Origin of the sequence: Pseudomonas sp. HN2-3 (genome assembly GCF_020691745.1) — a bacterium.
Classification (GTDB): Bacteria; Pseudomonadota; Gammaproteobacteria; order Pseudomonadales; family Pseudomonadaceae; genus Aquipseudomonas; species Aquipseudomonas capeferrum.
Window position 1 is genome coordinate 5893180 of record NZ_CP085704.1, and the last position, 19435, is coordinate 5912614.

At 62.5% G+C, this 19435-nt stretch carries 19 protein-coding genes and 1 pseudogene; 10 read left to right on the top strand and 10 right to left on the bottom strand.

What is annotated here, in order from left to right; translation table 11 throughout:
• Positions 1-51 precede the first annotated feature (51 nt).
• Positions 52-948 (top strand): D-hexose-6-phosphate mutarotase, encoded by an 897-nt coding sequence (locus LJX93_RS26710; protein ID WP_227696600.1) that lies wholly within the window; start codon positions 52-54, stop codon positions 946-948.
• 156 nt (positions 949-1104) lie between these two features.
• On the opposite strand, the gene LJX93_RS26715 is transcribed toward LJX93_RS26710, so the two are convergent.
• From LJX93_RS26715 to LJX93_RS26735, 5 genes are all read right to left on the bottom strand, one after another.
• A complete protein-coding gene (locus tag LJX93_RS26715) occupies positions 1105-1638 on the bottom strand; it encodes a DUF3299 domain-containing protein (protein WP_162181159.1) in 534 nt (177 codons plus the stop codon).
• 48 nt (positions 1639-1686) lie between these two features.
• Entirely contained in the window at positions 1687-1932 is a 246-nt protein-coding gene (locus LJX93_RS26720; RefSeq protein WP_033702379.1) for a GlsB/YeaQ/YmgE family stress response membrane protein, read from the bottom strand.
• Positions 1933-2028: 96 nt separating this feature from the next.
• Positions 2029-3111 (bottom strand): 5-(carboxyamino)imidazole ribonucleotide synthase, encoded by a 1083-nt coding sequence (locus tag LJX93_RS26725; RefSeq protein ID WP_033702381.1) that lies wholly within the window; start codon positions 3109-3111, stop codon positions 2029-2031.
• 10 nt (positions 3112-3121) lie between these two features.
• Positions 3122-3613: a 5-(carboxyamino)imidazole ribonucleotide mutase gene (purE, locus tag LJX93_RS26730; RefSeq protein WP_016489856.1), complete on the bottom strand. Its 492-nt coding sequence runs from the start codon at positions 3611-3613 to the stop codon at positions 3122-3124.
• A gap of 171 nt (positions 3614-3784) precedes the next feature.
• The gene (locus tag LJX93_RS26735; RefSeq protein WP_077068706.1) at positions 3785-4717 is read right to left on the bottom strand and encodes a LysR substrate-binding domain-containing protein; all 933 of its coding nucleotides are present in this window, start codon (positions 4715-4717) and stop codon (positions 3785-3787) included.
• 182 nt (positions 4718-4899) lie between these two features.
• Between LJX93_RS26735 and aspA the strand changes: the two genes are divergently transcribed.
• The 4 genes from aspA (at position 4900) to LJX93_RS26755 (ending at position 9758) form a co-directional block, all read left to right on the top strand.
• Positions 4900-6324, top strand: a complete 1425-nt coding sequence (gene aspA / locus LJX93_RS26740) for an aspartate ammonia-lyase (protein ID WP_033702596.1) — start codon at positions 4900-4902, stop codon at positions 6322-6324.
• 175 nt (positions 6325-6499) lie between these two features.
• The gene (locus LJX93_RS26745) at positions 6500-7492 is read left to right on the top strand and encodes an AraC family transcriptional regulator (RefSeq protein WP_227696601.1); all 993 of its coding nucleotides are present in this window, start codon (positions 6500-6502) and stop codon (positions 7490-7492) included.
• 119 nt (positions 7493-7611) lie between these two features.
• The gene (locus LJX93_RS26750) at positions 7612-8655 is read left to right on the top strand and encodes a histone deacetylase family protein (RefSeq protein ID WP_095063941.1); all 1044 of its coding nucleotides are present in this window, start codon (positions 7612-7614) and stop codon (positions 8653-8655) included.
• Entirely contained in the window at positions 8655-9758 is a 1104-nt protein-coding gene (locus LJX93_RS26755) for a polyamine ABC transporter substrate-binding protein (protein WP_227696603.1), read from the top strand. The genes LJX93_RS26750 and LJX93_RS26755 overlap by 1 nt, the downstream gene beginning before the upstream one ends.
• A 29-nt stretch (positions 9759-9787) precedes the next feature.
• Here LJX93_RS26755 and LJX93_RS26760 read toward each other — a convergent pair whose 3' ends face one another.
• Positions 9788-11317, bottom strand: coding sequence for a PLP-dependent aminotransferase family protein (locus tag LJX93_RS26760; RefSeq protein WP_186663712.1), 1530 nt, complete (start codon positions 11315-11317; stop codon positions 9788-9790).
• Between the two features lie 89 nt (positions 11318-11406).
• Here LJX93_RS26760 and LJX93_RS26765 point away from each other — a divergent pair, with 89 nt between their 5' ends.
• From LJX93_RS26765 to LJX93_RS26775, 3 genes are read left to right on the top strand one after another with little or no spacing between them, the layout of a single operon-like run.
• Entirely contained in the window at positions 11407-12036 is a 630-nt protein-coding gene (locus LJX93_RS26765; protein ID WP_033702393.1) for an FMN-binding negative transcriptional regulator, read from the top strand.
• Positions 12037-12047: 11 nt separating this feature from the next.
• Positions 12048-12494: a GNAT family N-acetyltransferase gene (locus LJX93_RS26770; protein WP_047582522.1), complete on the top strand. Its 447-nt coding sequence runs from the start codon at positions 12048-12050 to the stop codon at positions 12492-12494.
• Positions 12495-12501: 7 nt separating this feature from the next.
• A complete protein-coding gene (locus LJX93_RS26775; protein ID WP_227696605.1) occupies positions 12502-13173 on the top strand; it encodes a GNAT family N-acetyltransferase in 672 nt (223 codons plus the stop codon).
• Here LJX93_RS26775 and LJX93_RS26780 read toward each other — a convergent pair whose 3' ends face one another.
• Complete coding sequence (locus tag LJX93_RS26780; protein WP_033702398.1) at positions 13174-14073, bottom strand: homocysteine S-methyltransferase family protein; 900 nt, start codon at positions 14071-14073, stop codon at positions 13174-13176.
• A 105-nt stretch (positions 14074-14178) separates the two neighbouring features.
• Here LJX93_RS26780 and LJX93_RS26785 point away from each other — a divergent pair, with 105 nt between their 5' ends.
• Entirely contained in the window at positions 14179-15000 is an 822-nt protein-coding gene (locus LJX93_RS26785; protein ID WP_047582518.1) for an ABC transporter substrate-binding protein, read from the top strand.
• Entirely contained in the window at positions 14997-15818 is an 822-nt protein-coding gene (locus tag LJX93_RS26790; RefSeq protein WP_095063944.1) for an amino acid ABC transporter permease, read from the top strand. The genes LJX93_RS26785 and LJX93_RS26790 overlap by 4 nt, the downstream gene beginning before the upstream one ends.
• A 3-nt stretch (positions 15819-15821) precedes the next feature.
• Here the strand turns inward: LJX93_RS26790 and LJX93_RS26795 are convergent.
• The 3 genes and pseudogenes from LJX93_RS26795 to LJX93_RS26805 form a co-directional block, all read right to left on the bottom strand.
• Positions 15822-15923 (bottom strand): annotated as a pseudogene (locus LJX93_RS26795) (transcriptional regulator); the annotation flags it as partial.
• Between the two features lie 140 nt (positions 15924-16063).
• On the bottom strand, positions 16064-17872 hold the full coding sequence (gene oadA, locus LJX93_RS26800) for a sodium-extruding oxaloacetate decarboxylase subunit alpha (protein WP_033702401.1): 1809 nt from the start codon (positions 17870-17872) through the stop codon (positions 16064-16066).
• Positions 17873-17969: 97 nt separating this feature from the next.
• Entirely contained in the window at positions 17970-19385 is a 1416-nt protein-coding gene (locus LJX93_RS26805) for an acetyl-CoA carboxylase biotin carboxylase subunit (protein ID WP_227696607.1), read from the bottom strand.
• Positions 19386-19435: the final 50 nt, after the last annotated feature.

The following is a 19435-nucleotide window of genomic DNA, read 5'->3' on the forward strand; positions in this document are numbered from 1 at the left end:
ATTGCATGTGCCCGGGTCCAAGGCCCACTGGCAATCAATGAGACGAACGTAATGGCTACCTTCAAGGTCGACACCGAGCAACACGGCGAACTCAACTGCTGGCGCATCACCAGCGAGCAGGCCGAACTACTGATCGCCCAGCAGGGCGCGCAGATCCTCAGCTACCAGCGTGTGGGCGAGCCGCCGCTGCTGTGGCTGAGCGATCAGGCCATTTTCCGCCAGGGCAAATCGGTACGCGCCGGTGTACCGGTGTGCTGGCCCTGGTTTGGCAACCTGCAGCGCAACCCCCAGGCCGTGCAGGCCATGTACCGCGGCGAGCAAGCGCCCGCCCACGGCCTGGCGCGCGCGCGTGACTGGCAGTTGCTGGGTATCGAGGAAGTGGGCGATGGCCTGCGCATCGAGTTCGAACTGCCCGAAGCCCAGGGCGACCTGCCCGGCTGGCCCCATGATGTGCAGCTGAAACTGGTGGTGGAACTCGGCGAGCGCCTGGCGCTGAGCCTGACCAGCCGCAACATGGGCAATACCCCTGTCACCCTCAGCCAGGCCCTGCACAGCTACTTTGCGGTGAGCGATGTGCGCCAGGCGCGGGTCGAAGGGGTCGAGGGGCTGGGCTATATCGAGACCCTGGCTGACTGGGAACAGCGCCAGCAGCAAGGGCCGCTGGGGTTTGCCGGGGAGACCGACCGAATTTACCTCGCCACCCCGCAAACCCTGAGCATTGTCGACCCGCATTGGCAGCGGCGGATTACCTTGACCAGCAGCGGCTCACGCTCGGCGGTGATCTGGAACCCGTGGACCGAGCGGGCCCGGGAGCTGGCGGACATGGCCGATGACGGATGGCAGCGGATGCTGTGCATCGAGACGGCCAATGTGTGGGATGACGTGGTGGAGCTGAGGCCTGGGGCGACTTGCTCGCTGAGTGTCAGTATCGGCAGTGAAGCCATCTGAGCCTTGCGGTGACTTTGCCGGCCTCTTCGCGGGGCAAGTCGGATCGCCGCACCGCCGCTCCCACAGGATCATCATAGGTACCGAGCATTACGGGACCTGTGGGAGCGGCGGTGCGGCGATCCGACTTGCCCCGCGAGGAGGCCGGTACAGGCAACCTCAGAGATCAGCTTCTTCCACCACCCTCACCTTCTGCGCATCCAGGGCATAGGCTGCATCGGCCAGGTCGTTGCTGACCTTCTCCACCTTCAACGCCCCGCTGACCCACAGCGGCGTGTAGATATCATCAATCTTCAGCCCCTTCGGATAACGCACCAGCACCAGCTGGTTCGGTGGCGGTGGCGGCACATGGATGCACGCGCCAGGGTATGGCACCAGGAAGAACAAGGTGCTGTTGCCCTTGGCATCGCTTTCCAGCGGCACCGGGTAGCCGCCCAGGCGGATATCCTTGCCGTTCATGGCCGCCACGGTCTTGGTCGAGTACATCACCGCCGGCAAGCCCTTGCTCTGCTTGAGGCCGCCTTTGTCGGTGAAGGTGCCTAGGGCCTCCGGCGAGTCGTGATCGATTTCGGGCATCTGTTCGAGAGCCTTCTGGTCCGACTTGGGCATCAGCTCCAGCCAGTCGGTTTCAGGCAGCTCGGCACGGGCCAGGGTGCTGGCCAGAAGCAAGGGGATGAGAAAAAAGGCACGCATGGCAATGCTCGGCAACTCGGATGAATTGCCGGGCATTCTAAACGGTATTCAGCGCTTTCTGATCAATCCGTAGATCACCAGAAGGACGACGGCACCGACCAGTGCCCCCAAGAAACCTGCCGCCTGCCCGGCCTGATAAATGCCCAGCGCCTGGCCGCCGTAGGTGGCGAGCAAGGAGCCTGCGATACCCAGCAGGATGGTCATGATCCAGCCCATGCTGTCGTCCCCTGGCTTGATGAAACGCGCCAGCAGCCCGACGATAAGGCCTATGAAGATGGTCCCGATGATGCCCATGGCAATCCCTCTGCAGTGAAAATGGAACAAGCCAAAGCCTAGACAGCGCTTTGACTTGTTGCCATTTCAGAGGGCAGGTAGCACGCAGAAGTTCGATCAGCTGGCGATCAAAGCCTCTACCTCGGCGATCTTGCGCTCGAGGGTGGCCATGTCATGGCAGCGCAGGGTGGCATGGCCAACCTTGCGCCCGACCTTGAAAGCCTTGCCGTAGTGGTGCAGGTGGCAGTCGCCGATGGCAACCACCTTGTCCACCGCTGGCACTTCGCCGATGAAGTTGAGCATGGCGCTCTCACCGACCTTGGCGGTTGAACCCAACGGCAGGCCGGCCACGGCACGCAGGTGGTTCTCGAACTGGCTGCACTCGGCGCCTTCGATGGTCCAGTGCCCGGAATTGTGCACACGCGGGGCGATTTCGTTGGCCTTCAGGCCACCGTCAACTTCGAAGAACTCGAAGGCCATCACGCCCACGTAGTCCAGCTGCTGCAGCACGCGGCCGACGTAGTCTTCGGCCAGGGCCTGCAGCGGGTGCGCTGCGCTGGCCACCGACAGGCGCAGGATGCCGCTGTCGTGGGTGTTGTGCACCAACGGATAGAAGCGGGTTTCACCGTCGCGGCCACGCACGGCCACCAGCGAGACTTCGCCGGTGAACGGCACGAAGCCTTCCAGCAGGCAGGGCACGCTGCCCAGCTCGGCGAAGGTATCGACCACGTCTTCAGCGCTGCGCAAGACCTTCTGACCCTTGCCGTCGTAGCCCAGGGTGCGGGTCTTGAGCACGGCCGGCAGGCCGATGCTGGCGACTGCCGCGTCCAGGTCGGCCTGGGAGAGAATGTCGGCGAAGGCCGGGGTGGGGATGCCCAGGTCGCGGAACATGCTCTTCTCGAACAGCCGGTCACGGGCAATGCGCAGTGCCTCGGCACTGGGGTAGACCGGGACGAACTGCGAGAGAAACGCTACGGTCTCGGCCGGAACGCTTTCGAACTCGAAGGTCACCAGGTCGACTTCGTCGGCCAGCTGGCGCAGATGGTCCTGGTCACCGTAGTCGGCGCGCAGGTGCTCGCCCAGCGGCGCGGCGCAAGCATCAGGTGCCGGGTCGAGGAAAGCGAAGTTCATGCCCAGCGGAGTACCCGCCAGAGCCAGCATGCGGCCGAGCTGGCCACCACCGATTACACCGATCTTCATGGGGTCAGCCTCAAGCCTGGCGCGGGTCTGGATTGTCCAGCACGGTGTCGGTCTGTTCCGTGCGGAACTGCTTGAGCGCCGCGTGGTACTGCGGGTACTTGGCGCCCAGGATGCTCGCCGACAGCAGTGCAGCGTTGATCGCGCCAGCCCGGCCGATGGCCAGGGTCGCGACCGGTACGCCGGCAGGCATCTGCACGATCGACAGCAGCGAATCGACGCCCGACAGCATCGACGACTGGACCGGCACGCCCAGCACCGGCAGGTGGGTCTTGGCGGCGCACATGCCTGGCAGGTGGGCTGCGCCACCGGCACCGGCGATGATCACCTCGATGCCACGGCCTTCGGCCTCTTCGGCATACTGGAACAGCAGATCCGGAGTACGGTGGGCGGAAACCACCTTCACTTCGTAGGGAATGCCGAGTTTTTCCAGCATATCGGCGGTGTGGCTAAGGGTGGACCAATCGGACTTGGAGCCCATGATCACGCCAACCAGTGCACTCATCGTCGAGCCTCTTCGCTTGTGCGCCCTTGGGCGCGTCAAAAAACAACAAGCCACGCGGGACGACCGGCGTGGCTTGTTTGCTGATCAGGACCGGAGCTATCCGGTCGAAAGGCCGCGCAGTATACCGTAACCCAGGGCGATGCTGGCACCCCCGGCGACCAACTGTCGGCCCTATTTTTCGGGGCTTTGGCTGACTTTTGGGTCAACCGCCGCTGCACCTTCGAGCTTGCGCCACAGCAAGCGCACGTTGGCCTTGCGCACCAGGGCGCAGCGGTACAGGCGGATTTCCAGGGGGACATGCCATTGGCTGCCACCACAGATCGCCAGCTCGCCCCGTTCCAGCTCGCCGCGCATCGACAGGCGTGGCACCCAGGCGATGCCCATGCCTTCCAGCGCCATGCTCTTGAGGCTGTCGGCCATGGCGGTTTCATAAACGGTGGTGTAGCGCAGGTTGCGCTGGCGCAGCAGCAGGTTGACCGACCGGCCGAGGAAGGCGCCGGCGGTATAGGCCAGCAGCGGCACACTGCCCTCGCCTTCCAGGTCGAACAATGGCTGCCCGCCGGCATCGACGGCACACACCGGCAACATTTCGGTGTTGCCCATGTGCAGCGAGGGGAAGATTTCGGCGTCCATCTGCAGCGCGGCGTCGGGGTCATAGAAGGCCAGCATCAGGTCGCAACCCCCTTCACGCAGGGCATGCACCGCATCCCCGACGTTAGTCGCAACCAGGCGGGTGGCGATGTTCAAGCCATCGTTGCGCAACTGGGCAACCCACCGCGGGAAGAACCCCGAGGCCAAGGAGTGTGCTGCTGCCACCTGGACAACTTCGCCCTGGCCACCTTCAAGGTGATGCAAATGGCGCAGAATTTCGCCCAACTGGTCGACAACGGTACGCGCCGTGACCAGAAAAAGCTGCCCGGCCTCGGTCAGCTCAATCGGCGTGCGGGAACGGTTCACCAGCTGCAGGCCCAAGGCTGCTTCCAGGCTGCGAATACGTCGACTGAAGGCCGGTTGAGTGACGAAACGCCGTTCTGCCGCCTGCGAAAAACTGCGGGTGGCGGCCAGCGCGCTGAAGTCTTCCAGCCATTTGCTTTCCAGGTTCACGAAGCACATCTCCCGGCATGCACCAAAATGGAACACGCTCGAATGTCAATTGGCGTCACATGAAACACTATGCCGTTTGTGCATAGGTTAGCGTGCAATAGCATTGGCCGCAAAATCCTCTTCAGGCCTAGGATTAGCGCCATTCCGGCATGTGCCGGGTCAAATTCGAGATGATATACATCATGTCTTCCGCTGCATCGTTCCGCGTCGAAAAAGATCTGCTGGGTACCCTTGAAGTTCCTGCTGATGCCTACTACGGCATCCAGACCCTGCGCGCTGCCAACAACTTCCACCTCTCCGGTGTTCCGCTGTCGCACTACCCGAAACTGGTAGTCGGCCTGGCGATGGTCAAGCAGGCAGCTGCTGACGCCAACCGAGAGCTGGGGCACCTGAGCGATGCCAAGCACGCCGCCATCAGCGCCGCTTGCGGACGACTGATCAAGGGCGACTACCACGAGCAGTTCGTGGTGGACATGATTCAAGGCGGTGCTGGTACCTCTACCAACATGAACGCCAACGAAGTCATCGCCAACATTGCGCTGGAGGCCATGGGCCACCAGAAGGGTGAGTACCAGTACCTGCACCCGAACAACGACGTGAACATGGCGCAGTCGACCAACGACGCCTACCCGACCGCTATTCGTCTGGGTCTGCTGTTGGGTCATGACGCCCTGCTCGCCAGCCTCGACAGCCTGATCCAGGCCTTCGCTGCCAAGGGCAAGGAATTCGACCACGTACTGAAGATGGGCCGCACCCAGCTGCAGGACGCCGTGCCGATGACCCTGGGCCAGGAATTCCGCGCCTTCGCCACCACCATGACCGAAGACCTCAACCGTCTGCGTTCGCTGGCGCCAGAGCTGCTGACCGAAATCAACCTGGGTGGTACCGCCATCGGTACCGGCATCAACGCCGACCCTGGTTACCAGATGCTGGCCGTTCAGCGCCTGGCGACCATCAGCGGCCAGCCGCTGGTACCGGCTGCCGACCTGATCGAAGCCACCTCCGACATGGGCGCCTTCGTGCTGTTCTCCGGCATGCTCAAGCGTACCGCGGTCAAGCTGTCGAAGATCTGCAATGACCTGCGCCTGCTGTCCAGCGGCCCGCGTACCGGCATCAACGAGATCAACCTGCCAGCGCGTCAGCCAGGCAGCTCGATCATGCCAGGCAAGGTCAACCCGGTTATCCCGGAAGCCGTCAACCAGGTGGCCTTCGCCATCATGGGCAACGACCTGGCCCTGACCGTCGCCGCCGAAGGTGGCCAGCTGCAGCTGAACGTGATGGAGCCGCTGATCGCCTACAAGATCTTCGATTCGATCCGCCTGCTCCAGCGCGCCATGGACATGCTGCGCGAGCACTGCATCGTCGGTATCACTGCCAACGAACAGCGCTGCCGTGAACTGGTCGAGCACTCGATCGGCCTGGTCACCGCCCTGAACCCTTACATCGGCTACGAAAACGCCACCCGTATCGCCCGCGTTGCCCTGGAAACAGGCCGCGGTGTGCTGGAACTGGTGCGCGAAGAGAAGCTGCTGGACGAAGAGATGCTCAACGACATCCTGCGTCCGGAAAACATGATCGCACCGCGTCTGGTTCCGCTGAAGGCGTAACCGACCGCTTCACCTGTCTCACCAGGTCGAGGGACTAGACACCTCTCAACCTTTCAAAGGCCCGAGCGCATGCTTCGGGCCTTTTTTTGCCTGCGCGTTTCGAGCCGCCGTGCAACCTGCGCATCCCGGCACACAACTTGCTCCATAATGCATCCCACCCAACGGGATACCGAGCATGCTGCACAGCCACCTGACCACCCTCAACGCGGTTTCGCTGATCCTCAACGTCTTCCAGGCAGAGGGTTGCGAGGCGGCGGCCTTGCTGGCCGGCAGCGGCATCGGCCCGGCGGACCTGGGGCATGCCGACGCACGCATCACCACCCAGCAAGAGCTGCAAGTGTGTGCCAATGCCGTTGCCCGGCGTGAAGACATCGGCCTGGAGCTGGGCCAGCGCATGCATGTGTCGTGCTATGGCATGCTCGGTTACGCCCTGCTCTCCAGTGCCACTTTGGGTGACGCCCTGCGCCTGGCACTGCGCTTTCCGGCACTGCTGGGAACAGTCTTCGAGCTACGCCTGATCGACGATGGCCAGCGCGTCTGGCTCAGCGCCAGCGACTACCGTGACAGCCCCGCGCTGACCGCCTTCAACGCCGAGTTCTGCCTGGTCTCGCTGAAAGTGATCTGCGACGACCTGCTTGGCCGTCCACTGCCGCTGCTCGGCACCCGTTTCGAACATGCCCGGCCGGGCTACCACAGCCTATATACCCGTGCCTTCCAGTGCCCGATCGGCTTCGCTGCCGAGGACAACGCCTTTGCCTTCGAACGGCGTTGGCTGGACATGCCGCTACCGTTGGCCGACCCCATCACCCACAAAGCCATGGGCGAGCGCTGCCGGCGCCTGAACCTGGAGTTCACAGGGCGCCAGGCCTGGCTCGGGCGAATTCGCCAACTACTGGCCCAACAACTGGATGCAGCACCCGGGCTTGAGGGCCTGGCGCGGCAGATGAACTGCTCATCGCGGACCTTGCGCCGGCACCTGCAGGCACTGGGCAGCAGTTATCAACAGTTGCTCGATGAACTGCGCTTCGAGCGGGCCAAGCAGTTGCTGGCCGATGAGCACATGCCGATCTACCACATTGCCGAAACCTTGGGGTTCAGCGAAACGGCCAGCTTCCGCCATGCCTTCCAACGCTGGAGCGGAGTGGCGCCTAGCCATTTTCGCGGGTAAGCCCGCAAAAGTGGCCAGCGAGCTTGGCCACATCGATCCCCTTTTGGCCGTTTGCGTCGTTCTCCCTGGCAGGGCCTGCACTGAAAATGGGCCCACGCCAGTTCAACCGGAGAACAACAATGCTGACGATCTATTCCGATGACCACCGCCTGCACCACGGCCGCTGCGAGCTGATCGACGGCAAGCTGATGCCCTGCTTCGAAATGCCCTCGCGCGCCGACCATGTGCTCGATCAAGTGAACAAACGCCAACTCGGCGATGTACAGGGCCCAACCGACTTCGGCCGTGCACCGCTGCTGCGAATCCACAGCGCCGATTACCTGGACTTCTTCGAGGGCGCCTGGGCGCGCTGGGCCGCACTGGGCCACGACGGCGACCTGCTGCCCTTCACCTGGCCAGCCCGCACCCTGCGCCAGGTGAAACCCACCGGCCTGCATGGTGAACTCGGCTACTACAGCTTCGACGCAGGCGCACCGATCACCGCCGGTACCTGGCAGGCTGCCTACAGCGCCGCCCAGGTCGCACTCACCGCCCAGGCGGCGATCCAGCAAGGCGCCCATTCGGCATTCGCCCTGTGTCGCCCACCAGGGCATCATGCCGCCGCCGAAGTCATGGGCGGCTACTGCTACCTCAACAATGCCGCCATCGCCGCCCAGGCCTTCCTTGACCAGGGCCGCCGCAGAGTCGCCATCCTCGACGTCGACTACCACCACGGCAACGGCACCCAGGACATCTTCTACGCCCGCAACGATGTGTTGTTTGCCTCGATTCATGGCGATCCGCAAGCCGAGTTCCCGTTCTTCCTCGGTTACGCCGACGAAACCGGCGAAGGGGCCGGCGAAGGCTGCAACATCAACTACCCTTTGCCGGCCGGCAGTGACTGGGCAGCCTGGAGCGCCGCACTGGAGGACGCCTGCCAGCGCATCGCCGACTACGACGCCGATGTGCTGGTGATCTCGCTGGGCGTGGACACCTTCAAGGACGACCCTATCTCGCAGTTCAAGCTGGACAGCCCGGACTACCTGGCGATGGGCAAGCGCATCGCCCAGCTCGGCAAGCCGACCCTGTTCGTGATGGAAGGCGGCTACGCTGTGGAAGAAATCGGTATCAACGCGGTCAATGTGCTGGAAGGCTTCCAGCACGCCCAGCCAGGAGCCCGGTAATGGCCCGACTCAAGCGTCTGCTCGCCCCGTTAATCGCTGCCACCCTGTTCACCGGTGCCCTGCAGGCCCAGGCCGAGCAGCGTACCTTGCGCGTCTACAACTGGTTCGACTACATCACCCCGCAGACCTTGGTCGACTTCCAGAAAGACAGCGGCGTGAAGCTGATCTACGACATTTTCGACACCAACGAGGCGCTGGAAGCCAAACTGCTTACCGGTAACTCCGGCTATGACGTGGTGGTGCCGTCCAACGTGTTCCTGGCCAAGCAGATCGAAGCCGGTGTGTTCCAGCCGCTGGACCGCAGCAAGCTGCCGAACTGGCAACACCTGGACCCGGCCCTGATGAAGCTGATCGAAGCCAACGACCCCGGCAACACGTTTGCCGTGCCCTACATGTACGGCACCGTGCTGATTGGCTTTAACCCGGCGAAGGTCAAGGCGGCGCTCGGTGAAAACGCACCCGTGGACAGCTGGGACCTGATCTTCAAGGAAGAGAACATCGCCAAGCTCAAGCAGTGTGGCGTTGCCCTGCTCGATTCGCCTTCCGAGATTATGCCGCTGGCCCTGAAGTACCTGGGGCTGGACCCCAACAGCGCAAAGCCCGACGACTACAAGAAGGCCGAGGCGCTGTTGCTTAAGATTCGCCCGCACATCACCTACTTCCACTCTTCCAAATACATGGCCGACATCGCCAATGGCGATATCTGCGTGGCGGTGGGCTACAGCGGCAGCTTCTCGCAAGCCGCCAATCGGGCTCACGATGCGAAGAACGGCGTGGTGGTCGACATGCGCCTGCCCAAGGAAGGCGCGCCGATCTGGTTCGACATGCTGGCGATTCCGAAAAACGCCGCCAACCCGCAAGAGGCTCACACGTTCATCAACTACCTGCTGCGCCCCGAGGTGATAGCGCCGATCAGCGACTTTGTCGGGTACCCGAACCCGAACAAGGACGCGACCGACAAGGTCAGCCCAGCGATTCGCAATAACCCCAACCTGTACCCGACGGCAGAGGCGATGGCCAAGCTGTACACCCTCAAACCACTGCCACGTGATGCCGAACGGGCACGCACCAGAGCCTGGACCCGCATCAAGTCCGGCACCTGAGCCGTGGCGGGGTCGCTAGGCGGCCCCGCTCACTTTTTCCAGGCCCGGCGCAAGCGCATCAGCGCATTGGCAATGTCGGCCTCCGGCACTGCGGCAAACCCCAGCACCAACCCCGCACGGTTATCCACAGCCACCTGGCTGTCCTCCAGCCAATAGCTACTCAGCGGATTTACCTCAACCCCTACCGCTTCTGCCGTGGCGACCAGTTCTTGCTCGCGCGCAAAGTTATCCACATCCACCTTCACATGCAGCCCCGCCGCGACTTCCGGCATACCACCCAACCCAGGCACATCCAGCGGCCAACCAGCCTTGAGTACATTGCGCCGGCTCAACGCCGCCCGGCGCATACGCCGGATGTGGCGCTGGAAATGCCCCTGGGCCATGAACTCGGCCATCACGCACTGGCTGCCCACTTCCGAATGCCGCATGGCCAGCGCCCGCCCTTGGCTGAACGCCTGTACCAAGCGCGCAGGCAACACCAGGTAGCCCAGACGCAACGCGGGAAAGGCAATTTTGCCGAACGTGCCGACGTACAGCACCCGCCCCTGTCGGTCCAGCGCCGCCAGCGGTGCCAATGGTGCACCGCTGTAGCGGTACTCCCCATCGTAATCGTCTTCGATGATCCAGCCATCGTTGCGCTCGGCCCAGGCCAGCAATGCCAGGCGTCGCGCCAGGCTCATGGTCACCCCGGTGGGGTACTGATGCGCCGGCGTGACGTAGGCCAGGCGGCAGTCCGCCAGTTGTACGAGGCGCTCACAGTCCATGCCCTCTTCATCCACCGGTACGCCCATCACCTTGCCCCCTGCCACGGCAAAGGTATGCCCAGCGGCCCGATAGCCAGGGTTTTCCACAGCTACCCCCTCGCCAGGCTGCAACAGCAACTGTGCACAAAGGCTGATGGCCTGCTGTGCACCACTGGTGATCACAATTTGTTCAGCCGTGCACGAAAGGCCCCGTGAACGCCGCAGATAGGCCGCGATCAGCTCGCGAAGCTGCAGCTCACCCGCCGGGTCACCGTAACCCAGCTGCGCAGGGTCCGGGTTACGCCAGAAAGCCGCTTGCAGCTTGGCCCACACGTCAAACGGGAACAGATCGAAGGCCGGGATGCCGACCCTGAACGCACGTGGAGCGCCACTTCTAGGAACGGGCAAGTGGTTACTTTTCAGACGCTCAAGCGCCTCGCTGGAGCGCTCAGAGCTGGATAAATCCTCAGCATTTTCTAAAGAAAATGTGGATAACCCTGTTGATAACCCTAGGGATAACCCTGTGGACAGTTGTGTGGATAGTTTTTCAAGCTGAATCACATAGGTGCCGTCGCCCACCCGGCTTTCGATATACCCCTCGGCATACAACTGGTCATAGGCACGCACCACGCTGTTGCGCGACAGCGCCAGTATCGCCGCCAAGTCACGGCTGGCCGGCAATCGCGTACCACTGCTCAGGCGCCCATCCAACACCCGCGCACGCAAGGCCTGGTAGAGCTGCTGGCTGAGCCCGCGGCGGCGGTCGAGCACGATGCCAGCCGGGTCGAAAGGCAATATGAGGGGGCGCTTGTTCACCGTATTGGACCTATCAAATCAGCCATAAATGGATCTTACACAGAACCAATAGCCTGCCTAGGATGGAGCCATTCGACAAGGAACCCGCCATGTACAACAGCAAGCCCCACCAGGAACATGACCTAGCACGCCTGCACCGGCACATGGCCGATACGCGCCTCGCCGTCCTCATCAGCCACGGTGAACACGGCTTGCAGGCGACCCACCTGCCCGTCCTGGTCGACACCCAGCAAGGCGAGTTTGGCACGGTCTACGCGCACCTGGCCCGGGCCAACGTTCAGTGGCAAGACCTGCAGCAAGGCGCTGAAGCGCTGCTGGTGTTCCCCGGTGCCGACGCCTATGTCAGCCCGAGCTATTACCCCAGCAAGGCCGACAACCCCAAGGTGGTCCCCACCTGGAACTACCTGGCGGTGCACGCCTATGGCCCAGTCGAAGTCATCCACGAGGCCGAGCCGCTGCTGCAGATCGTCAGCCGCCTGACCGAGCGCCATGAGCACGGCCGCAGCGAACCCTGGAAAGTGTCCGACGCCCCCAGCGACTACCTTGAAGGCATGCTCCGCGCCATTGTCGGCATTCGCCTGCCGATCACGCGCCTGCAAGGGGCCCGCAAGCTCAGCCAGAACCGTTCGGCCGAGGACATCGCCGGGGTGCGTCAAAGCCTCGGCGACAGTGCTGACTACCAGGACAACCAACTTGCAGCGCACATGCGCCAACTCTGAAGGAAAAGCCCATGCCCAGCGTCACTCTGCGCCCCGTCAGCGCCAACGACCATCCCGCCTGGCTTGCCCTGTGGCAGGCTTACCTGCGCTTCTATGAGACCGAATTGCCCGAAGCGGTCAGCACCAGTACCTGGCAGCGCCTGCTGGACAGCCACGAGCCGACCCACTCTGCCCTGGCCTGGGTCGATGGCAAGGCAGTGGGGATGGTCAACTGGATCTACCATCGTTCCAACTGGAGCATCGAGAACTCGTGCTACCTGCAGGACCTCTATGTGGATGGCACGCAACGCGGCCTGGGCATCGGTCGCCAGCTGATCGAGCATGTCTACGCCACCGCCAAGGCTGCCGGCTGTGCCAAGGTGCACTGGCTGACCCACGAAACCAACGCCACCGCCATCAGCCTGTACCAGCAGGTTGCCGAGCGGCCGGGCTTCATTCAATTCCGCAAAGGGTTGTAGGCACGACATGACCGACGCACTGAACTGGAAACCCGCCAAGGCACCCACGACAGACACCATCGAGGGCCGCTTCATCCGCCTTGAAAAACTCGACCCGGCACGTCACGGCGACGACCTGTGGAACGTCTTGCAAGGCCCGCAAGCCGACCCGGCCCTGTGGGATTACCTGCCCTATGGCCCATTCCCCGAACGCGGCGCCTTCGACCGTTGGCTGCAAGGCCATGCCGCCAGCCTTGATCCGTTGTTCTACACCGTTATCGACCGCCCAACCGGCCAGGCCCAAGGCATTCTCAGCCTGATGTCGATCGTGCCCGACCATGGCCGCATCGAGATCGGCCACATCGCCTTCGGCGCCGCCATGCAGCGCACGCCAAAGGGGACCGAAGCGGTATACCTGCTGGGCAAGCTGGGTTTCGAGCTGGGCAACCGCAGGCTCGAGTGGAAGTGCAACAACGCCAATGCCCGCTCCAAGCGCGCGGCGCAGCGGTTCGGCTTTGTCTATGAGGGGGTGTTCCGCAAGCACCTGGTGGTCAAGGACCACAACCGGGATACCGCGTGGTACTCGATCACCGATGACGAGTGGCCAACGGTAGCGGCGGGGTTCGAGCGCTGGTTGAGTGCCGACAACCAACGCCCTGAAGGGCAAGCCAGGACGCTGGAAGCTTGCCGCAACGCGTGATCAGGCCAGCTTGGCCCTGAGTTCTGCAATGTGCTCCGGGCCGATACCACAGCAACCGCCGAGCAGGCTGGCACCGCGTTGGCGCCAGCTGCTGGCCCAGCTCAGATAACCCGGCGGGTCGAGGTCTTCGCGCAGCTCATCCAGGCCATCGTTGGCGGTGGCGTCCTTGGGTTGCGGGGGGAAGGCATTGGCGTAAGCGCCAATGGCGATGTCCACGCCCAAGCGCTCGAAGGCCTGGCGCGCAACATCCAGCGCAGCACCGATCACTTCGGGCTGGCTGCAGTTGAACAACAACGCGCTGACGCCCAGCTCGGCAATCGCTTCGGCTGCCGCGGCAACGGTCTGCCCGGAGCGCAGGCGCGGCACGTCCACGACGCCTTCATCTTCAAGGGTGAACGACACCCAGAACGGCCTGCCGTCCTGCGGCAGGTGCGAGCTGATGGCCCGCACTTCTTCAATCGAGCTCTGGGTTTCGGCCAACCACAGGTCCACATAAGGCGCCAGCCCTGCCAGTAGCGGTGTCAGTACTTCGCTGACCCGCTCCGGCTGATACAGGTCCGGGCGGTAAGAGCCGAACAGCGGCGGCAACGACCCGGCAACACGAACAGGTACAGCAGCCGCATCGGCTGCGGCACGGGCCAGTTGCCCTGCCGTTGCGGCCAATGCGCGCCCTTCCTGGGCGAAGCGCGCTTCCCCAATATGGAACGGCACAACCGCATAGCTGTTGCTGGTGATGACCTGCGCCCCGGCCTCGATATACGCCGCATGCACCGCCACCACCGCTTCAGGTGCTTCGCTCAAGGCCAACGCTGACCATTCGGGCTGCCGGAACGGCGCACCACGACGCTGCAGCTCTCGCCCCATACCGCCATCCAGAATTACCAGCGATTGTTCGCCCATATGCCTATCACTTATATGTTTATAAATAAAATTCATTAGTGTGTAACTTGTTATAACTATTAAATACCCGACACGGATTGTCCAACAACTTTTTCAGGTACCTCCATGCGCTTGCTTCCCTTGCTCGGCACCGGCCTCATCGCCCTGTGTGCCACCACTCAGGCCTTCGCAGGTGCCACGCTGGACCGAGTGCAAGCGCGCAAGGAAATGGTCAACGTGCTGATGGAAAGCTATCCGCCGTTCTCGTTTCTGAACGATCAGAACCAGCTGGATGGTTTCGACGTGGATGTGGCCAAGGCCGTCGCCGACAAGCTGGGCGTCAAGCTGCGCCTGGAAACACCCTCCTGGGATGTGATTGCCGCAGGGCGCTGGAGCGGCCGTTATGACCTTTGTGTGTGCTCCATGACCCCAAGCAAGGCGCGCGCCGAGGTGTTTGATTTCCCGGTGGAGTACTACGCCTCGCCTGCGGTGATCGTGGTCAACGCCAAGGACGAACGCATCCATTCGGCCAAAGACCTGGACGGCCTGAAGGTCGGCCTGACCAGCGCCTCGAGCTACGAGAGCTACTTGAACAAGAACCTGGTCATCGAGGGTGATGAGGACAAGAAGATCGACTATCCCTTCGAGATGGTGCAGATCGCCCCTTATGACACTGACAACGTCGCCTTCCAGGACCTGGGCCTGGGCGCAGGTGTGCGCCTGGATGCCATCCTGACCAACCTGGTCACCGCCCAGCCGCGCCTGGATCAGGACAAGCGCTTCAAATTGGCCGGTGCGCCGCTGTACGAAGAACCCAATTCGGTGGCGATTGAAAAAGGCGACCCCGAGTGGGATGCCAAGCTGCGTCAGGTATTCGCCGAGCTGAAGGCCGATGGCACCTTGGCCAAGCTGTCACAGAAATGGATCGGCGCCGATATCAGTAAATGAATGCTCAACAACCTGCCCCGCGTCCCGCCGTCAAAGCGTCGGGCACACAACTGTTCGGCTTTCGCACACGCCTGTATCTGACCTGGGTCGGGTTGTTTGTGCTGTTTGCGGCGTTCTTCCTCAGCTTTGACTTGAAGTTTTCGATCATTGTCGAAAAATTCCCGTATCTGGCGGGGTTCAAGCTGGGGCCGAATGGCTTTTTGCAAGGCGCGGCACTGACCCTGTTCCTGTGCCTGTGCTCGATAGTGGTTTCCGTGGCACTGGGCTTCGCCGCCGCGCTGGCACGGCTGTCGAGCAGCGCGGTGCTGTTGGGCATCGCCAGCTTCTACACGTCGTTTTTCCGTGGCACGCCACTGCTGATCCAGATCCTGCTGATCTACCTGGGCCTGCCGCAGCTGGGCGTGGTCCCTGGGGCCATCAGCGCCGGCATCATTGCCCTGTCGCTGAACTATGGCGCCTACCTCAGCGAAATTTTCCGCGCCGGCATCCTCGGTGTGGCGCCTGGGCAACGTCAGGCGGCAATGGCCCTGGGCCTTCGCCCTGCGCAGATCTTCTGGCACGTCACCCTGCCCCAGGCCATGCGCACCATCATCCCGCCGAGCGCGAACCAGTTCATTTCGATGCTCAAGGATTCATCGCTGATTTCGGTGATGGGCGTGTGGGAAGTGATGTTCCTGGCCCAGTCCTACGGCCGCTCCAGCTACCGCTACCTGGAGATGCTGACGACTGCGGCGGTGATCTACTGGGTGCTGTCGATTCTGCTGGAGCTGGTGCAGGCCAAGCTGGAAAGGCACTTTGGCAAGGGCTATCAGCAGTGAGGGTCAGGTGATCTGACGCTGGCGCCTGACCACACCTATCTGCAAGCCGAACGGGCGAAGTACCGCATTCATTGATTTGAGGGTAGGGTTCCCCTCGCCCCGTTCGTTCAGTCGTTCTGAACGCTAAAAATATGCATTAAAATGCACATTTTTGACAATTATCTTCAATAATATGCAATCTAATGCATAAAAAAGGGGAGCATCCGCTCCCCAGAGGTAAACCGCTAGTTAAACGAAGGTTTCCATCAACCTTCGATCTCGATCAGGATCTCGCCCGGCGTCACGCGGTCGCCCTTGGCCACGTGGATGGCCACGACCTTGCCGGCGATGGCCGCCTGCACTTCGGTCTCCATCTTCATGGCTTCGGTGATCAGCACGGCCTGGCCGGCCTTGACCATGTCACCTTCCTTGACCAGTACATCGACGATGTTGCCTGGCATGGTGGTACTGACGTGGCCTGGGTCGGTGGCTTGCTTGCGCTTGCTGCCGCCACCGCCGACGAACTCGTTGAGCGGCTCGAACACCACTTCTTCCGGCATGCCGTCGATCGACAGGTAGAAGTGACGCTTGCCCTCTGCCTTGACGCCCACACCGGTGATGTCGACGCGATAGGTTTCGCCGTGCACGTCGATGACGAACTCGGTCGGTACGCCTTCGCCGCCGGGTGCGGCGATGGCCCCGGCTTCAGGGATCGGCAAGAGGGCTTCCGGGGTCAGGGTGCCGGCTTCGCGTTCCTCAAGGAACTTGCGCCCGATGTCCGGGAACATGGCGAAGGTCAACACGTCTTCTTCGCAGCGGGCCAAGGCGCCGATGTCGCCACGCAGCTTGGTCATTTCTGGCTTGAGCAGGTCGGCCGGGCGCACGTCGATTACTTCTTCGCTGCCGATCGCCTGGCGGCGCAGTTGTTCGTTGACCACGCCTGGGGCCTTGCCATAACCGCCTTGCAGGTACAGCTTCACCTCGTTGGTGATGGTCTTGTAGCGCTCGCCGGCCAACACGTTGAAGAACGCCTGGGTGCCGACGATCTGCGAGGTCGGGGTTACCAGCGGTGGGAAGCCGAGGTCTTCACGCACGCGCGGGATTTCCGCCAGCACTTCGTTCATGCGGTTGAGGGCGCCCTGCTCCTTGAGCTGGTTGGCCAGGTTGGAAATCATGCCGCCCGGTACCTGGTTGACCTGTACTCGGGTATCCACCGCTGTGAATTCGCTTTCGAACTGGTGGTACTTCTTGCGCACGGCGTAGAAGTACAGGCCGATTTCCTGCAGCAGTTCCAGGTCCAGGCCGGTGTCGAACTCGCTGCCCTTGAGCGCGGCGACCATCGACTCGGTGCCCGGGTGGCTGGTGCCCCAGGCGAAGCTGGAGATTGCCGTATCGATATGATCGGCGCCGTTTTCCACGGCCTTGAGCTGGCACATGGCAGCCAGGCCAGCGGTGTCGTGGGAGTGGATGAACACCGGCAGCGACTGCTCGGCTTTCAGCGCCTTGACCAGCTCGCCCGTGGCATAGGGGGTCAGCAGGCCGGCCATGTCCTTGATCGCCACCGAGTCGCAACCCATGGCTTCCATCTGCTTGGCCTGGTTAACGAAGGCTTCGATGGTGTGCACCGGGCTGGTGGTGTAGGCGATGGTGCCCTGGGCGTGCTTGCCGGCGGCCTTGACCGCTTCAATGGCCACGCGCAGGTTACGCACATCGTTCATCGCGTCGAAAACACGGAAGACGTCGATGCCGTTGACCGCAGCCTTGGCGACAAAGGCCTTGACCACGTCATCGCTGTAGTGGCGGTAGCCCAGCAGGTTCTGGCCGCGCAACAGCATTTGCAGGCGGGTGTTGGGCAGTGCGGCGCGCAGTTTGCGCAGGCGCTCCCACGGGTCTTCCTTGAGGAAGCGCACGCAGGCATCGAAGGTGGCGCCACCCCAGACTTCCAGCGACCAGTAGCCGACCTTGTCGAGCTTGTCGCAGATCGGCAGCATGTCTTCGGTACGCATGCGGGTGGCCAGCAGGGACTGGTGGGCGTCGCGCAGGATCGTGTCGGTTACGTGAATTTTCTTGGACATTGTTATCTCCTCATAGCGGCAAGCTTCAAGCTACAAGCACCAAGAAAAGCTGGTCTGCTTTTACTTGTAGCTTGCCGCTTACAGCTTGCAGCTGCATTCATAGGCCTGCGTGGGCGGCGATGGCGGCGGCGATGGCCAGGGCCAGCTCTTCGGGTTTGCGCTTGATCGAGTAGTTGGTCAGTTCAGGGTGGCTTTCGACGAAGCTGGTGTTGAACTGGCCGCTACGGAATTCCGGGTTGCGCAGGATTTCCTGGTAATACGCAGCAGTGGTCTTCACCCCCTGCACGCGCATGTCGTCCAGGGCCCGCAGGCCGCGGTCCATGGCTTCTTCCCAGGTCAACGCCCAGACCACCAGCTTCAGGCACATGGAGTCATAGAAGGGCGGAATGGTATAGCCGGTGTAGATCGCCGTGTCGGTGCGCACGCCTGGGCCGCCGGGTGCGTAATAGCGGGTGATCTTGCCGAAGCTGGGCAGGAAGTTGTTCTTCGGGTCTTCAGCGTTGATACGGAACTGCAGCGCGTAGCCGCGGTGCTGGATGTCTTCCTGCTTGACCGACAGCGGCAGGCCCGAAGCGATGCGGATCTGCTCGCGAACGATGTCCAGGCCGGTGATTTCTTCGGTGATGGTGTGTTCCACCTGCACCCGGGTGTTCATCTCCATGAAGTACACCTCGCCATCGGCGAGCAAGAACTCCACGGTACCGGCGTTTTCGTAATTCACGGCCTTGGCTGCACGCACCGCGAGGTCGCCGATGTAGGCGCGCTGCTCGGGAGTCAGCTGAGGGCTCGGGGCAATCTCGATGAGCTTCTGGTTGCGGCGCTGGATCGAGCAATCGCGCTCGAACAGGTGCACCACGCTGCCAAAGCTGTCACCCAGGATCTGCGCCTCGATGTGCTTGGGGTTGACGATGCACTTTTCCAGAAACACTTCCGCAGAGCCAAAAGCCTTGGTGGCCTCGGAGATCACGCGGGGGAAGTTCTGTTCCAGTTCTTCACGGCTGTTGCAACGGCGAATGCCGCGGCCGCCACCGCCGGAAGTGGCCTTGAGCATCACCGGATAGCCGATGCGGTCACCTTCGCTCAGGGCTTCATGGATATCGGCAACGTTGCCTTCGGTGCCCGGTGTGACCGGTACGCCGGCCTTGATCATGGCGCGGCGCGCTTCGGTCTTGTCGCCCATGCGGCGAATGACTTCGGCAGCCGGGCCGATGAACTTGATCCCGCGCTGGGCGCAGATCTCTGCCAGTTCAGCGTTTTCCGACAAGAAACCGTAACCTGGGTGCAGGGCATCACAACCGGTTTCGACAGCGAGGTTCACCAGCTTGCGCGGGTTCAGGTAACCGGCCAGTGGCTCGGCTCCGATGCTGTGGGCCTCGTCAGCGCGCTTGACGTGCAGCGCATGACGGTCGGCGTCGGAATAGATCGCTACCGAGCGTATGCCCATCTCGGCGCAGGCACGCACGATGCGGACTGCGATTTCACCTCGGTTGGCGATCAGGATTTTTTTTATCACTGGAGTCTTCCCAAAGCCGTAGGAACAGTCGAGCCGGTTCTACCGGTCGG

Excerpts from the sequence above, each read along its gene's own strand:
- LJX93_RS26710 (WP_227696600.1), top strand. The coding sequence starts at position 52 with ATGGCTACCTTCAAGGTCGACACCGAGCAACACGGCGAACTCAACTGC.
- LJX93_RS26715 (WP_162181159.1), bottom strand. The coding sequence starts at position 1,638 with ATGCGTGCCTTTTTTCTCATCCCCTTGCTTCTGGCCAGCACCCTGGCC.
- LJX93_RS26720 (WP_033702379.1), bottom strand. The coding sequence starts at position 1,932 with ATGGGCATCATCGGGACCATCTTCATAGGCCTTATCGTCGGGCTGCTG.
- LJX93_RS26725 (WP_033702381.1), bottom strand. The coding sequence starts at position 3,111 with ATGAAGATCGGTGTAATCGGTGGTGGCCAGCTCGGCCGCATGCTGGCT.
- purE (WP_016489856.1), bottom strand. The coding sequence starts at position 3,613 with ATGAGTGCACTGGTTGGCGTGATCATGGGCTCCAAGTCCGATTGGTCC.
- aspA (WP_033702596.1), top strand. The coding sequence starts at position 4,900 with ATGTCTTCCGCTGCATCGTTCCGCGTCGAAAAAGATCTGCTGGGTACC.
- LJX93_RS26745 (WP_227696601.1), top strand. The coding sequence starts at position 6,500 with ATGCTGCACAGCCACCTGACCACCCTCAACGCGGTTTCGCTGATCCTC.
- LJX93_RS26750 (WP_095063941.1), top strand. The coding sequence starts at position 7,612 with ATGCTGACGATCTATTCCGATGACCACCGCCTGCACCACGGCCGCTGC.
- LJX93_RS26755 (WP_227696603.1), top strand. The coding sequence starts at position 8,655 with ATGGCCCGACTCAAGCGTCTGCTCGCCCCGTTAATCGCTGCCACCCTG.
- LJX93_RS26765 (WP_033702393.1), top strand. The coding sequence starts at position 11,407 with ATGTACAACAGCAAGCCCCACCAGGAACATGACCTAGCACGCCTGCAC.
- LJX93_RS26770 (WP_047582522.1), top strand. The coding sequence starts at position 12,048 with ATGCCCAGCGTCACTCTGCGCCCCGTCAGCGCCAACGACCATCCCGCC.
- LJX93_RS26775 (WP_227696605.1), top strand. The coding sequence starts at position 12,502 with ATGACCGACGCACTGAACTGGAAACCCGCCAAGGCACCCACGACAGAC.
- LJX93_RS26780 (WP_033702398.1), bottom strand. The coding sequence starts at position 14,073 with ATGGGCGAACAATCGCTGGTAATTCTGGATGGCGGTATGGGGCGAGAG.
- LJX93_RS26785 (WP_047582518.1), top strand. The coding sequence starts at position 14,179 with ATGCGCTTGCTTCCCTTGCTCGGCACCGGCCTCATCGCCCTGTGTGCC.
- LJX93_RS26790 (WP_095063944.1), top strand. The coding sequence starts at position 14,997 with ATGAATGCTCAACAACCTGCCCCGCGTCCCGCCGTCAAAGCGTCGGGC.
- oadA (WP_033702401.1), bottom strand. The coding sequence starts at position 17,872 with ATGTCCAAGAAAATTCACGTAACCGACACGATCCTGCGCGACGCCCAC.